The sequence below is a fragment of the Streptomyces sp. NPDC087263 genome, from assembly GCF_044744645.1.
GTDB lineage: Bacteria > Actinomycetota > Actinomycetes > Streptomycetales > Streptomycetaceae > Streptomyces.
The window spans coordinates 92,579-106,529 of the sequence record NZ_JBIUYT010000001.1; the positions used below are offsets into that span (position 1 = coordinate 92,579).

Below are 13,951 nucleotides of genomic sequence, written 5' to 3' on the forward strand. Positions count from 1 at the left end.
CCCCCTTACTTGGGACTGTCGTCCTCGCCGATGTGGTGGATGCGTACGAGGTTCGTCGAGCCCGAGACTCCGGGAGGCGAACCCGCCGTGATGACGACGATGTCGCCCTTCTCGCAGCGGCCGTACTTCAACAACAGCTCGTCGACCTGGTCGACCATCGCGTCCGTGGAGTCGACGTGGGGGCCGAGGAAGGTTTCCACGCCCCAGGTCAGGTTCAGCTGGGAGCGGGTTTCCGGGGCCGGCGTGAAGGCCAGGAGCGGGATCGGGGACCGGTAGCGGGACAGGCGGCGGACGGTGTCGCCGGACTGGGTGAAGGCGACGAGGAACTTGGCGCCGAGGAAATCGCCCATTTCGGCGGCGGCGCGGGCCACGGCGCCGCCCTGGGTGCGGGGTTTGTTGCGCTCGGTGAGGGGCGGGAGGCCCTTGTCGAGGAGGTCCTCTTCGGCGGCCTCGACGATGCGGCCCATCGTGCGGACGGTCTCGATCGCGTACTTGCCGACGCTCGTCTCGCCGGAGAGCATCACGGCGTCCGTGCCGTCGATGACGGCGTTGGCGACGTCGGAGGCTTCGGCGCGGGTGGGGCGGGAGTTCTCGATCATCGAGTCGAGCATCTGGGTGGCGACAATGACGGGCTTGGCGTTGCGCTTGGCGAGCTTGATGGCGCGTTTTTGGACGATCGGGACCTGTTCCAGGGGCATTTCGACGCCGAGGTCGCCGCGGGCGACCATGATGCCGTCGAAGGCGGCGACGATGTCGTCGATGTTGTCGACGGCCTGGGGCTTCTCGATCTTGGCGATGACGGGGAGGCGGCGGCCTTCCTCGTCCATGATGCGGTGGACGTCGTCGATGTCCTTCCCGCTCCTGACGAAGGACAGCGCGATGACGTCGCAGCCGATGCGCAGGGCCCAGCGGAGGTCTGCTTCGTCCTTGTCGGAGAGTGCGGGGACGGAGACGGCGACGCCGGGGAGGTTGAGGCCTTTGTGGTCGGAGACCATGCCGCCTTCGATGACGGTGGTGTGGACGCGGGGGCCGTCGACGGAGGTGACTTCGAGGGTGACTTTGCCGTCGTCGACGAGGATGCGTTCGCCGGTGGTGACGTCGGTGGCGAGTCCGTCGTAGGTCGTTCCGCAGGTCTGGCGGTCGCCTTGGACGCCTTCTTCGACGGTGATGGTGAAGGTGTCTCCGCGTTCAAGGAGTACGGGGCCTTCGGTGAAGCGGCCGAGTCGGATCTTCGGGCCTTGAAGGTCGGCGAGGATGCCGACGCTGCGGCCGGACTCGTCAGAGGCCTTTCGTACGCGCTGGTAGCGCTCCTCGTGGTCGGCGTAGGTGCCGTGGCTGAGGTTGAAGCGGGCTACGTCCATTCCGGCGTCGACCAGTGCCTTGATCTGGTCGTACGAGTCGGTGGCGGGGCCCAAAGTACAGACGATTTTTGCTCGGCGCATGTTTCGAGCGTAGGCCTTACCGACGGGTAGGGAATTGGCGCCGCATGACTACTCAACAACCTTTGTGTGAAGGGTTATTGACAAGCGTTGAATTGTGCGCCGGGGTGCTCTGATGAGCGCGGGGGGTCGCTTTCCGTGCCCCCTCGGGCACAATTCCGAATATCTTCGGCTGGAGCTACAGCTGGGGTGGTGCCATGGTGAATCGGGCGTTGACCTGGGCGTAGACGTGCTGGCGTTGGGGTTCGAGGTCGAGGGCGGCGACTTCGGTGTCGGCGGTGTCTGCGGCGTAGGACATGGAGCGCATGGCACGGCCGGGGGCCCGGGGGTATTGCTGGGTGTTTTCGGCGCCGATGTCGGCGAGTTCGACGAGGGCGGCGAGGGTGGTGCCGAGGGCTTCGGCGTATTCGCGGGCGCGTTGGACGGCTTCGCGGACGGCTTGTTGGCGGGCTTGGCGGTGGGAGGGCGAGGCGGGGCGCAGGGCCCACCAGGGGCCGTCGACGCGGGTGAGGTCGAGGTCGGCGAGTCGGGTGGTGAGTTCGCCGAGGGCGGTGAAGTCGGTGAGTTCGGCGGTGATGTGGACGCGGCCGTGGTAGGCGCGGATGCGTTCGCCGCGGCCGTGTTTGGTGAGTTCGGGGCTGATGGAGAAGGCGCCGGTTTCTACGCGTTCGACGGCGTCGCCGTAGGTTTTGACGAGGTCGAGTGCGGTGGTGTTGCGGCGGGTGAGGTCGATGAGGGCGCCTTGTCGGTCGGATCCGCGGGCGCTGACGGTGATGCCGATGCGGGCGATTTCGGGGTCGACTTCGAGGTGGGCTTCGCCTCGGACGGCGATGCGGGGTGAGTCGGGGGTGCCGTAGGGGAGGGCGGGTTGGGGTTCCTCTGCGGTGGGTGCCATACGTCCCACTCTGTCACTGGTGGGGTCGGTTGTGGTGGCGGTAGGTCACCAGATCGAAACCTTCTGGACCTGTTGTGGTGGTGGCTGGTGGGCCAGAATCTACGCGCGTCGTTGGCTTGTTTCCTGAGGAGTCGCTGAGATGTCGTTGAACCGCCGTAGGTTTCTGAAGAAGTCCGCCGTGACGGGGGCGGGGGTCGCGCTCGCCGGGGCGGTGGCGGCTCCGGCCGCGCAGGCCGCTGAGGCGAAGAAGGGCGGGAGGCCCGTGAAGCGGTACTCGCTGACGGTGATGGGCACGACCGATCTGCACGGTCATGTTTTCAACTGGGACTACTTCAAGGATGCGGAGTACAAGGACACGGCGGGCAACGCGCAGGGGCTGGCGCGGATTTCGACGCTGGTGAACGCGGTCCGCAAGGAGAAGGGCCGTGCGAACACGCTGCTTCTGGACGCGGGTGACACGATTCAGGGCACTCCGCTGACGTATTACTACGCGAAGGTCGACCCGATCACGGCGAAGGGCGGCCCGGTCCACCCGATGGCGCAGGCGATGAACGCGATCGGCTATGACGCGGTGGCCCTTGGCAACCACGAGTTCAACTACGGCATCGAGACGCTGCGGAAGTTCGAGGAGCAGTGCCGTTTCCCGCTCCTCGGTGCGAACGCGCTGGACGCGAAGACGCTGAAGCCGGCTTTCCCGCCGTACTTCATGAAGACGTTCCACGTGAAGGGTGCGCCGTCGGTCAAGGTCGCCGTTCTCGGTCTGACGAACCCGGGTATCGCGATCTGGGACAAGGCGTATGTCCAGGGGAAGTTGACGTTCCCGGGTCTGGAGGAGCAGGCGGCGAAGTGGGTGCCGAAGCTGCGGTCGATGGGTGCTGATGTGGTCGTGGTGTCGGCGCACTCGGGTTCGTCCGGCACGTCGTCGTACGGTGATCAGTTGCCGTATGTCGAGAATTCGGCGGCGCTGGTGGCGCAGCAGGTGCCGGGTATCGACGCGATTCTGGTCGGGCACGCGCATGTGGAGATTCCGGAGCTGAAGGTCACGAACACGGCGACGGGTAGGACGGTGGTGCTGTCGGAGCCGCTGGCGTACGCGGAGCGGCTGTCCCTCTTCGACATTGAGCTGGTTTTCGAGAAGGGGAAGTGGTCGGTCGAGTCGGTGGCGGCGTCGGTCCGTAACTCGAACTCGGTTGCCGACGACCCGAAGATCACGAAGTTGCTGAAGGACGAGCACGATGTGGTCGTCGCGTATGTCAACCAGGTGGTCGGTACGGCGACTCAGACGTTGACGACGGTGGAGGCGCGGTACAAGGACGCTCCGATCATCGATCTGATCACCAGGGTGCAGGAGGACGTGGTCAGGGCGGCGTTGGTGGGTACGGAGTATGCGTCGCTGCCGGTGATCGCGCAGGCGTCGCCGTTCTCGCGTACGTCGGAGATCCCGGCGGGGAATGTGACGATCCGGGATCTGTCGAGCCTGTATGTGTATGACAACACGCTGGTGGCGAAGGTGCTGACGGGTGCGCAGGTGCGGGCGTACCTGGAGTATTCGGCGAACTATTTCGTGCAGACGGCGGCGGGCGCGGTGGTCGACGTGGAGAAGCTGACGAACGCGAACAACCGTCCGGATTACAACTACGACTATGTGTCGGGTCTGACGTACGACATCGACATCGCGCAGGCGGAGGGTTCGCGGATCAAGAACCTGGCGTACAACGGTGCTGCGTTGGATGACGCGCAGCGGTTCGTGCTGGCGGTGAACAACTACCGGGCGAACGGCGGCGGTGCGTTCCCGTATGTGGCGTCGGCGACGGAGGTGTGGTCGGAGTCGACGGAGATCCGCACGCGGATCTCGGAGTGGGTGACGGCGAAGGGTTCGCTGGATCCGGCGGAGTTCGCTTCGGTGGACTGGAAGTTGACGCGGGACGGTACGCCGGTCTTCTGATTCCTTGCTTGTCTCAGATCCCGTCTGCCAGGGGGATCAGGACGCGTTCCTGGCGGGCGGACGGGATCTGGGGTTGTGGGGTGAGTCCGAAGGTGGTGAAGGCGGTTCGGTCGGGGAGGGGGTAGGGGTCTTTCCCGGTCAGGGCGTTGAGGATGGTGGCGCTGCGCCAGGCGGCGAGGCCGAGGTCGGGGGCGCCGACGCCGTGGGTGTGGAGTTCGGCGTTCTGGACGTGGACGTGGCCGGTGACGGAGGGGTCGAGGATGAGGCGGAACTGGTCGTCGATACGGGGGCGTTCGGAGCTGTCGCGGCGGAGGTAGGGGTCGAGCCCGGCGAGGATGCGGCCGAGGGGGCGTTCGCGGTAGCCGGTGGCGAGGACGACGGCGTCGGTGGTGAGGCGGGAGCGGGCGCCTTGTTGGGTGTGTTCGAGGTGGAGTTCGACTTTGGTGGCGGCGACGCGGCCTGCGGTGCGGACGGTGACGGCGGGGGTGAGGACGGCGTCGGGCCAGCCGCCGTGCAGGGTGCGGCGGTAGAGCTCGTCGTGGATGGCGGCGATGGTTTCGGCGTCGATGCCTTTGTGGAGTTGCCATTGGGCGGCGACGAGTCGGTCGCGTACGGGTTCGGTGAGGTGGTGGAAGTAGCGGGTGTAGTCGGGGGTGAAGTGTTCGAGGCCGAGCTTGGAGTACTCCATGGGTGCGAAGGCTTCGGTGCGGGCGAGCCAGTGGATTTTCTCGCGGCCTGCGGGTCGGTTGCGCAGCAGGTCGAGGAAGACTTCGGCGCCTGACTGTCCGGCGCCGATGACGGTGATGTGTTCGGCGGTGAGGAACTGTTCGCGGTGTTTGAGGTAGTCCGCGGCGTGGATGACGGGTACGCCGGGGGCTGCGACGAGGGGTTTGAGGGCGTCGGGGATGTTGGGGGCGGTGCCGACGCCGAGGACGATGTTGCGGGTGTAGGTGCGGCCGAGGGATTCGGCTTCTCCGTCGGTGTCGAGTTGGGTGAAGTCGACTTCGAAGAGGGCACGTTCGGGGTTCCAGCGGACGGCGTCGACCTGGTGGCCGAAGTGGAGTCCGGGGAGGCTGTCGGCGACCCAGCGGCAGTAGGCGTCGTATTCGACGCGCTGGATGTGGAAGCGCTCGGTGAAGTAGAAGGGGAAGAGGCGGTCGCGGGCTTTGAGGTAGTTGAGGAAGGACCAGGGGCTGGTGGGGTCGGCGAGGGTCACCAGGTCGGCGAGGAAGGGGACTTGGAGGGTGGCGCCGTCGATGAGGAGGCCGGGGTGCCAGTCAAAGCCGGGGCGCTGTTCGTAGAAGACGGTGTCGAGTTCGGCGAGGGGTTGGGCGAGGGCGGCGAGGGAGAGGTTGAAGGGGCCGATGCCGATGCCCACCAGGTCGCGGGGTGCTTCGGTGGCGGGGTGTGGGGGCTTGGGCGTCGGGCTCATCGGGGTGTGTGTCCTTCCACCAGTTTCAGGAGGGTGGCCAGGTCGTCGGGCCGGGTGTGGGGGTTGAGGAGGGTGGCTTTGAGCCAGCGGCGGCCGTCGAGGGTGGCGCGCCCGAGGACGGCGCGTCCTTGGTGCAGGAGGGTGCGGCGTACGGCGGCGACGGCGTCGTCCGTGGCTTCGGTGGGCCGGAACAGGACGGTGCTGATGGTCGGCCGGTCGTAGAGCTCGAAGCCGGGGTGGGTGGCGACGAGGTCGGCGAACTCTGCGGCGCGGGCGCAGACTTGGTCGACGAGTGCGCCGAGTCCTTCCCTCCCGAGTGTTTTGAGGGTGACGGCGATTTTGAGGATGTCGGGGCGTCGGGTGGTGCGCAGGGAGCGGCCGAGGAGGTCGGGGAGGCCTGCTTCGGTGTCGTCGTCGGCGTTGAGGTAGTCGGCGTGGTGTTGCAGTGCGGTGAGGTCGTGTGCGTCGCGGAGGGTGAGGAGGCCTGCGGCGACGGGCTGCCAGCCGAGTTTGTGCAGGTCGAGGGTGATGGTGTCGGCGCGCTGGAGTCCGTCGAGTTTGTGGCGGTGGCGGTCGCTGAAGAGGAGGCCTCCGCCGTAGGCGGCGTCGATGTGGAGGCGGGCGCCGTGGGCGGCGCAGAGGTCGGCGATCTCGGGGAGCGGGTCGATGAGGCCGGCGTCGGTGGTGCCGGCGGTGGCGGCGACGATCAGGGGGCCGCACAGCTTGGTGAGGGCTTCGTCGAGGGCGGCGGGGTCCATGGTGCCGGCGGGGGCGGGGACGACGACGGGGTCGGGCAGGCCGAGGAGCCAGGCGGCGCGGTGCAGGGAGTGGTGGGCGTTGGCGCCGTGCACGAGTCGTACGCCGCCGTGTGCGCCGTGGTGGGCTTCGCGGGCGAGGAGGAGGGCGAGTTGGTTGGACTCGGTGCCGCCGGCGGTGACGAGTGCGTCGGCCGCGTCGACTTCGCTCGCCAGCGCCCGTGTCACGAGTGCCTCCAGTTCGGAGGCGGCGGGGGCCTGGTCCCAGGAGTCCAGGGAGGGGTTGAGGGCGGAGGCGGCGAGGTCTGCGGCGGTGGCGACGGCGAGGGGTGGGCAGTGGAGGTGGGCGGCGCACAGGGGGTGGGCGGGGTCTGCGGCGCCTTCGGCGAGGGCCCGTACGAGGGTGTGCAGGGTGTTTTGGGTTCCCTGCCGGGGCAGTACGTCCCCGACCGCGTCCCGCAGCCGTCGCGCCACCGCCTCCGGTCCCCCGGCGGGCAGTGGTCCTCCCCTGGCCTCGCCGCCTTCGCGGAGGGCGTCGAGCACGGTGTCGAGCAACGGCCGCAGGGCGTCGGGGCCCTGGGGTCCTGAGGCGAGGGGCGGCGTGCTCATGGGGGTGTCCTCCGGTGGGCGCGCGGCAGGGTGGGGTCCAAGCCTGTACGCGGATCGGGTCGGCGCGCCCGCGAGGGTCAACGATCCGACCCGAAAGGGGGTACTGCCGTGCGGAGGAAATGTGTGGGAGCGGATGGGGTGCTAAGGGGTTTTTCGCCCCCGCCGCCCCTACCCGTCCCTTGCTTCCTGGGGGCTGCCGCCCCCAGACCCCCGCATCGGCCTGAACGGCCTCGTCCTCAAACGCCGGACGGGCTGGAGACAGCCCGTCCGGCGTTTGAGGAGCAGGGGTTTGGGGGCGGCGGGGGCGAGAAGATCCCCGGCCCGCACCACAGCGGGGCCGGGGATCGCGGGGGCCTATGCCCCCCTGACCCGCAACGCCCTTTCCAGGTCGTCGAGTTGGTCGGCGAGTTTGCGGCGCAGGGCCGGGATGGGGTCGGCGTCGCGGAGGCAGGCTTCGCCGAGGGCGAGGGTGTGCGGGGTGACGGCGTACACGGGGAAGGCCCAGTGGCCGGCGGCGTCGGCGATGGCGGGGCCCCGGCGGGCGGCCAGGGCGACGGCGTCGGGCCAGTAGCGCTCGACGTACTCCCTGACGAGGTCGGCCTGTTCGGGCTGCCAGAAGCCCTGGGCGGTGGCGGTGAAGAGGTAGTTGGAGAGGTCGTCGGTGGCGAACATCGACTCCCAGGCGGCGCGTTTGGCCTGCGGGTCGGGCAGGGCGGCGCGGCAGCGGGCGGCGCCTTCCTGGCCGGCGGCGCTGGGGTCCTGGACGAGTTCGGCGTCGATGACCGCGTCGTCGATCGCGCCGTGGACGGCGAGCCGGCCCAGGATGCGCCAGCGCAGCTCGGGGTCGAGTTCGGGTCCGCCGGGGACGGTGCCCTCGGAGAACCAGGCGCTGATGGTGTCGGGGTGGGCGGCGACGTCGATGAAGTGACGTACGGCGGTGAGGCGCAGGCCCGGGTTGGTGCCGTCCTCGGTGCGGCGGAGCAGGTCGCGGCACAGGGAGGTGAGGGTGGCGAGGGCGCTGGGCCGGTCCTCGGCGGGCAGGTAGCGGTCGGCGACCTGGGCGGCGGCGAAGGACAGGACGCCTTGGACGAGGGCGAGGTCGGTCTCGTGCGGGAGGTGGGCGCGGGCGGCGTCCAGGTAGGCCATGGCGGGGAGTTCGCCGTCGCGTACGGCGTCGCGCAGGGCGTTCCAGACGACGGCACGGGTGAGCGGGTCGGGCAGGCCGGAGAGACGGGTGCGGACGGCGTCGAGGGACTCGGCGTCGAAGCGGACCTTGGCGTAGGTGAGGTCGCCGTCGTTGAGGAGGACGAGGGCGGGGCGTGGGCCGGCGGTGCTGATGCCGATGTTGCCGGTGGCGGGGAGGTCCGCCTCCAGTCGGCTGCGCAGGGTCAGCAGGCTCGCGTCGTGGAGGTCGTGGTCGTAGACGCCGATGGTGATGCGGTGCGGGCGCCTGCCGCCGGGCGACTTGCGCGTGGTGAGGTGCTTGAGGCCGTTGCGGTCCTTGGCGGCGTCGGGCTTGGACCAGACTCCGCCACTGCTCTCGTGCCCGATGTCGAGGTGCCAGTTTCCGTTCTCGGCTCGGACTTCGGGGGTGAGGGTGTCGACGCCGGTGGTGCGCAGCCAGGCCTTCGCCCAGGCGTGTACGTCCCGTTCGGTCGCTCCGGCGAGGGAGTCGATGAAGTCGGCGAGGGTGGCGTTGCCGAACTTGTGGCGGGCGAAGTGGGTGTTGATGCCGGCGAGGAAGTCCTTCTCGCCGAGCCAGGCGACGAGTTGGCGTAGTGCGGAGGCGCCCTTGGCGTAGGAGATGCCGTCGAAGTTGAGCATGGCGGAGGCGGTGTCGGGGACGGCGTCCGGGTCGGGGGCGACGGGGTGGGTGGAGGGGCGCTGGTCGGCGTCGTAGCCCCAGGGTTTGCGGGTGACGCCGAAGTCGGTCCAGGTCTGGGTGAATCGGGTGGCTTCGGTGAGGGTCTGGTAGCCCATGTACTCGGCGAAGGACTCGTTCAGCCAGATGTCGTCCCACCAGCGCAGGGTGACGAGGTCGCCGAACCACATGTGGGCCATTTCGTGGGCGATGACCATGGCGCGGGTCTGGCGCTCGGTGTCGGTGACGGCGGAGCGGTAGATGAACTCGTCGCGGAAGGTGACGAGTCCGGGGTTCTCCATGGCTCCGGCGTTGAACTCGGGGACGAACGCCTGGTCGTAGGAGTCGAAGGGGTAGGGCTCGTCGAACTTCTCGTGGTAGCGGTCGAAGCAGGCGCGGGTGATGTCGAGGATCTCGTCGGCGTCGGCGTCCAGGTGGGGGGCCAGTGAGCGGCGGCAGTGGATGCCGAAGGGGAGGCCGCGGTGTTCGGTGCGTACGGAGTGCCAGGGGCCTGCGGCGACGGCGACGAGGTAGGTGGAGATGAGCGGGGTGGCGGCGGCTTCCCAGCGGCCCTTGCCCAGGTGTTCGGTGACGCCGTTGGCGAGGACGGTCCAGCCCTCGGGGGCGGTGACGGTCAGTTCGAAGACGGCCTTCAGGTCGGGCTGGTCGAAGGCGGCGAAGACGCGCTGGACGTCTTCCATGAACAGCTGGGTGTAGAGGTAGGTCTGGCCGTCGGCGGGGTCGGTGAAGCGGTGCATGCCCTCGCCGGTGCGGGAGTAGCGCATCGCCGCGTCGACGCGCAGTACGTGCTCACCGGCGGTCAGGCCCTTGAGCGGCAGCCGGTTCTCGTCGAGGGTCTCGGGGGCGAGGGGCTGTCCGTCGAGGGTGACGGAGCGCAGCTCGGCGGGCTTCAGCTCGACGAAGGTGTCCGCGTCGGCGCGGGCGGTGAAGCGGATGACGGTCCTGGAGTCGAAGGTGTCGTCCCCGCCGGTCAGGTCGAGGTCGATCCCGTAGTGGTGGACGTCGAGGAGCTTGGCACGGGTCTGCGCTTCGTCGCGCGTCAGTACGGACATGAGGACATGCTGCCTGATGCGTCCGACAGCGCACAGGGGTGGACCGGTATACGGCTTTTACGCCCCGTTTCCGGAGGACCACGAGGTCTGGTCCTGCTCCAGCTTCCCGTGGTGGGCGTCGCGCTGGAGGGGTACGCGGGTGTCAGGGTGCGCAGGGGCGGGGTCCGGGGTGTGTTCCTTGACCAGGGCGCGCAGTTCGCGCACTTCGCGTTCCAGCCTCAGGTAGCGGCGGTGGGTGTCGTACAGGTAGCGGACCTTGGTGCGCAGCGCCCAGGGGTCGATGGGTTTCATGACCAGGTCGGCGACGCCGAGGCCGAAGGCGGCGGAGGTCAGTTCGGCGTCGGGGCCGAAGCCGGTGACCAGGAGGACGGGGATGTGCTGGGTCTGTTCCAGGCGTTGCATGTAGCGCACGACGTCGAGGCCGCTGACGCCGGGCATACGCACGTCAAGGACGAGCAGTCCGACCTGGCCGCGCAGGACCTCCTTGAGTGCCTCGTCGCCGCTGGTCGCCCGGGACAGGAGGTAGCCCAGCGGGGCCAGCGCGCTCTCCAGGGCGTACAGCGTGTCCTCATGGTCGTCGACGATGAGGATCTTGGCGTCCGAAGGCATGGCCCGACGTCCCCTCGTTTGGACATACCAGCTTATGCCCGTACGGACTCACGACGTGTGCCCGTGGTTGACAAGGAGTGCTCGAATCGAAGGCGGCGCAGAGTGCTCAGCGCAGGATGCCCGGTCGGACCGCCCGGTGTCACTCCCCCGTCGCCGTTGCAGGGCCGTCGACGCCGTCCGCGATGCGCTCGTGGTGGCGGATGACCTCGGCGATGATGAAATTGAGCAATTTTTCGGCGAAGGCCGGATCCAGTTTGGCGTTCTCGGCGAGCCGGCGCAGTCGGGCGATCTGGGCGGACTCACGGGCCGGGTCGGCGGGCGGCAGTTGGTGGGCGGCCTTGAGGTGGCCGACCTGCTGGGTGCATTTGAAGCGCTCGGCGAGCATGTGCACGACGGCGGCGTCGATGTTGTCGATGCTGTCGCGCAGCCGGTCGAGTTCGGCGCGGACGCCCGGGTCGACCTGGCCGGCCACGCCGCCGGCCGTCTCGTTGGTGTTACTGGTGGTCATGGGGACCAACCCTAAGGGGCGTGCGGAGGCTCTCCACGGGGCGGGCGGGTGTTCCCACGTGCTGTGCGGAGGTTCCCGCATACTCCGCGGTTGCTCCCGCGTGCCCTGCGGCTATCAGTGATCGGTCTTCAGCGCCTTGTGGAAGTGCACGTCCTGATGACCGCCCGGAATACCTTCCGTGCGGCCCGTCTCTCGGTAGCCGTGCCCTTGGTAGAAGCCGGGGGCCTGGAAGGTGAAGGAGGAGACGATCACCTCGGTGCAGCCCCGCCGGGCGCCCTCCTCCTCGGCCGCCCGCAGCAGCTTGCTCCCCCAGCCCGCGTGCCGCTGGTCCTCGCGCACCCACAGCATGTCGATGGCGCAGAGGCTGCCCCAGGCCCAGGCGGTGAGGCCGCCGACGAGGTCGCCCGCGGAGTCGGTCACCCGGACGGAGAGCGGGACCGGCTCCCCGGCGCCGGTGGCGCGGCCGTTGAAGGCGGTCAACTCGTCGTCGAGGCACTGTTGCAGGGCCTCGTCCTTGCCGCCGACCTGCAACGACGCGGGTACGGGTGGCTGATGTGCGGTACTCATGGCGCGGAGTATCTCAGCCTCGGGGGCCAGGGTCCGAACGCCCTTCCTGCGGCCCGCACGCACGGCGGGATGCGCCCGGCCGGAGACGTACAGCCAATGACGTACAGCCAGAGGCACAACAAGTGACGTACAGCAGAAGACGTACAGCCGGAGACGCACAGCCAGAGACGTACAGCCCGAGACCCACAGCCGGGTGCATGCGCCAGGGCGCCCGCGACACCAGAACAGGTCGCGGACGCCCACGAACAGGCGTGTGCCGGCGCAGAGTCAGGGATCAGAGAGTCGCCGCGGCGCTGGCGATGGCCGACGCGAAGGTCGAGACCTCGGAGTAGACGCCGGGGGCGTTGGCCCGGGCGCAGCCTATGCCCCAGCTGACGATGCCGACCTGGATCCAGGCGTTGGCGCTGTCCCGGCGGAACATCGGGCCGCCTGAGTCGCCCTGGCAGGTGTCGACGCCGCCCGCGGCGTAGCCGGCGCAGATCTCGTCGCTGGCGACCAGACCGCTGTAGCCGCTGTAGGCGCGACAGGTGGCGTCACTGATGAAGGGCACGGTCGCCTTCAGCAGGTAGCGCTGCTGGGCGCCGCCCTCACTGGCCGATCCCCAGCCGGCGATGGTGAAGGTGCCGGTGTTGTACGTCGTGGTGGTGGCGATCTTCAGGGTGGACTGGGTGGTGATGGGCGAGGCGAGCTTGATGAGCGCCCAGTCCTTGCCGGCGCCGGTGTAGCCGGGGGCCCGGTAGACGTAGGTGGACTTGACCTGGACCCGACCGGTGGTGGACTGGAGGTCGACGACGCCGGCGGTGGCGGTGATGCTGGTGTTGGCGCCGGTGCCGCTCACGCAGTGCGCGGCGGTGAGCACGATCTGCTGGGTGTAGAGCGCGCCGCCACAGCCCATGGAGAGCCGGACCATGAACGGGAACTCGCCCTGCGCGGCCCGGGTTCCACCGATGACGGGCGCGGGTGCGGCCTGTGCGGTGGAGAGGGGCTGGAGGGAGACGGCCGCGAGGAGGACGGCACCGATGGCGAGCGTTCTCTTGACGCCGGTGAACTTCTTCAGGAACTTCAACGTGCTTCCCTTCGTGGGGGGTTGAACGTGCGGCGGGGGGCCGCACGTCACGCACAGCACTGGGACGCGGCACCGATAGCGCCGACCGACCCGAGGTGCCTGGCATGTTCCTGCCAAGCTGTTGCGGATTATGGAGAGCGCGCCACGACCCCGGCAAGGGGCTCATTTTGGCCATGTCCGGTTCGCCGCCCTCGTCCGCACTCCGCCGCCCGACGGAACCCCGGCCTACAGTGGAAGTCGGTTCCGGCGTCTTCAGGGGGTGCGGACGTGGCGAACGGCGGACCCGTCGAGCACGGCTTCCCGCACCTCGACACGGTGCGGGCCTCGATCACCGCGCTCTACAGACGCCTCTCGTACGACACCGTCCGCACCTTCGCGACCAGCGTGGCCCCCGCCGACGTGGCCTTCAGTGACAGCGACGACCTGCATCTGGGCGCCCAGCGCGTGGCCCGCGAGATGGTGCGGCACTACCGGCTGCCGGACGCCCGGATGATCATCGGCTTCCGCGAGATGACCCACGCGGCGAACGTCGAACTCGCCGCGGGCCCCGAGTACTTCATCGAGCTCAACGACCGGTTCCGTACCCACCGCCGGGACATCGGTGCCGCCCTCGCCCACGAGGTCATGCACGTCTACCTGCACCGCCTGGACCTCGCCTTCCCCGGCACCCGGGACACCGAGATCCTGACGGACACCGCGGCGGCCTACCTCGGCGCCGGCTGGCTCCTTCTCGACGCCTACCGCGAGGACGCGGCCTCCTCGCAGAAGCTCGGCTATCTGACGCCGGAGGAGTTCGGATACGTCCTCGCCAAGCGCGCCCTGGTCTTCGGCGAGGACCCCGCGATCTGGTTCACCAGCCCCCAGGCGTACACGGCGTACACCAAGGGCATGGCCCAGGCCCGCCGCGACGAGCAGCAGCAGCCGCTGACCGCGGCCGGCTGGGCGGGCCGCCGCCGCTACGCCAAGGACCGCCGCTACGCCCAGGACCATCCCGGCCACGGCTCACCCTCCGGCGTCCCCTACACCTTCAGCGCCGACGGTCGCGGCCCGCTGGGCGTGTCATTCCCCTGCCCGACCTGCCATCAGCGGATCAGGGTGCCGGTACGCGGCCGGGTACGGGCACGCTGCGCGCTGTGCCGGACGGTGCTGGAGTGCGACACGTAGGAACCGAGAGGGGTGGGAGGAGTGGGAG

The 13,951-nt window shown here is 69.1% G+C and carries 11 protein-coding genes; 2 read left to right on the top strand and 9 right to left on the bottom strand.

What is annotated here, in order from left to right:
• Window positions 1–5: 5 nt before the first annotated feature.
• Together pyk and ACIPC1_RS00445 are read right to left on the bottom strand one after the other, a co-directional pair.
• The gene (gene pyk / locus ACIPC1_RS00440; RefSeq protein ID WP_402512004.1) at window positions 6–1,442 is read right to left on the bottom strand and encodes a pyruvate kinase; all 1,437 of its coding nucleotides are present in this window, start codon (window positions 1,440–1,442) and stop codon (window positions 6–8) included.
• A gap of 175 nt (window positions 1,443–1,617) precedes the next feature.
• The gene (locus ACIPC1_RS00445; RefSeq protein ID WP_402512007.1) at window positions 1,618–2,334 is read right to left on the bottom strand and encodes an SIMPL domain-containing protein; all 717 of its coding nucleotides are present in this window, start codon (window positions 2,332–2,334) and stop codon (window positions 1,618–1,620) included.
• A gap of 139 nt (window positions 2,335–2,473) precedes the next feature.
• Here ACIPC1_RS00445 and ACIPC1_RS00450 point away from each other — a divergent pair, with 139 nt between their 5' ends.
• Window positions 2,474–4,279, top strand: coding sequence for a bifunctional metallophosphatase/5'-nucleotidase (locus ACIPC1_RS00450; protein WP_402512009.1), 1,806 nt, complete (start codon window positions 2,474–2,476; stop codon window positions 4,277–4,279).
• 13 nt (window positions 4,280–4,292) lie between these two features.
• Here the strand turns inward: ACIPC1_RS00450 and ACIPC1_RS00455 are convergent, their stop codons facing one another.
• From ACIPC1_RS00455 to ACIPC1_RS00485, 7 genes are all read right to left on the bottom strand, one after another.
• Window positions 4,293–5,711 carry a lysine N(6)-hydroxylase/L-ornithine N(5)-oxygenase family protein gene (locus ACIPC1_RS00455; RefSeq protein WP_402512012.1) on the bottom strand — a complete coding sequence of 473 codons (1,419 nt, stop codon included), beginning with the start codon at window positions 5,709–5,711 and terminating at the stop codon, window positions 4,293–4,295.
• The gene (locus ACIPC1_RS00460) at window positions 5,708–7,075 is read right to left on the bottom strand and encodes a pyridoxal phosphate-dependent decarboxylase family protein (protein WP_402512014.1); all 1,368 of its coding nucleotides are present in this window, start codon (window positions 7,073–7,075) and stop codon (window positions 5,708–5,710) included. The genes ACIPC1_RS00455 and ACIPC1_RS00460 overlap by 4 nt, the downstream gene beginning before the upstream one ends.
• 354 nt (window positions 7,076–7,429) lie before the next feature.
• Window positions 7,430–10,009, bottom strand: a complete 2,580-nt coding sequence (pepN, locus tag ACIPC1_RS00465; protein WP_402512016.1) for an aminopeptidase N — start codon at window positions 10,007–10,009, stop codon at window positions 7,430–7,432.
• A 57-nt stretch (window positions 10,010–10,066) separates the two neighbouring features.
• Window positions 10,067–10,618 (bottom strand): two-component system response regulator, encoded by a 552-nt coding sequence (locus ACIPC1_RS00470; RefSeq protein WP_402512018.1) that lies wholly within the window; start codon window positions 10,616–10,618, stop codon window positions 10,067–10,069.
• A 139-nt stretch (window positions 10,619–10,757) separates the two neighbouring features.
• Window positions 10,758–11,126, bottom strand: coding sequence for a chorismate mutase (locus ACIPC1_RS00475; RefSeq protein WP_402512019.1), 369 nt, complete (start codon window positions 11,124–11,126; stop codon window positions 10,758–10,760).
• Between the two features lie 114 nt (window positions 11,127–11,240).
• A complete protein-coding gene (locus tag ACIPC1_RS00480) occupies window positions 11,241–11,693 on the bottom strand; it encodes a GNAT family N-acetyltransferase (RefSeq protein ID WP_402512020.1) in 453 nt (150 codons plus the stop codon).
• Between the two features lie 274 nt (window positions 11,694–11,967).
• A complete protein-coding gene (locus ACIPC1_RS00485) occupies window positions 11,968–12,750 on the bottom strand; it encodes a S1 family peptidase (protein WP_402513334.1) in 783 nt (260 codons plus the stop codon).
• A 276-nt stretch (window positions 12,751–13,026) separates the two neighbouring features.
• Here ACIPC1_RS00485 and ACIPC1_RS00490 point away from each other — a divergent pair, with 276 nt between their 5' ends.
• Window positions 13,027–13,923, top strand: coding sequence for a hypothetical protein (locus ACIPC1_RS00490; RefSeq protein ID WP_402512023.1), 897 nt, complete (start codon window positions 13,027–13,029; stop codon window positions 13,921–13,923).
• Window positions 13,924–13,951: the final 28 nt, after the last annotated feature.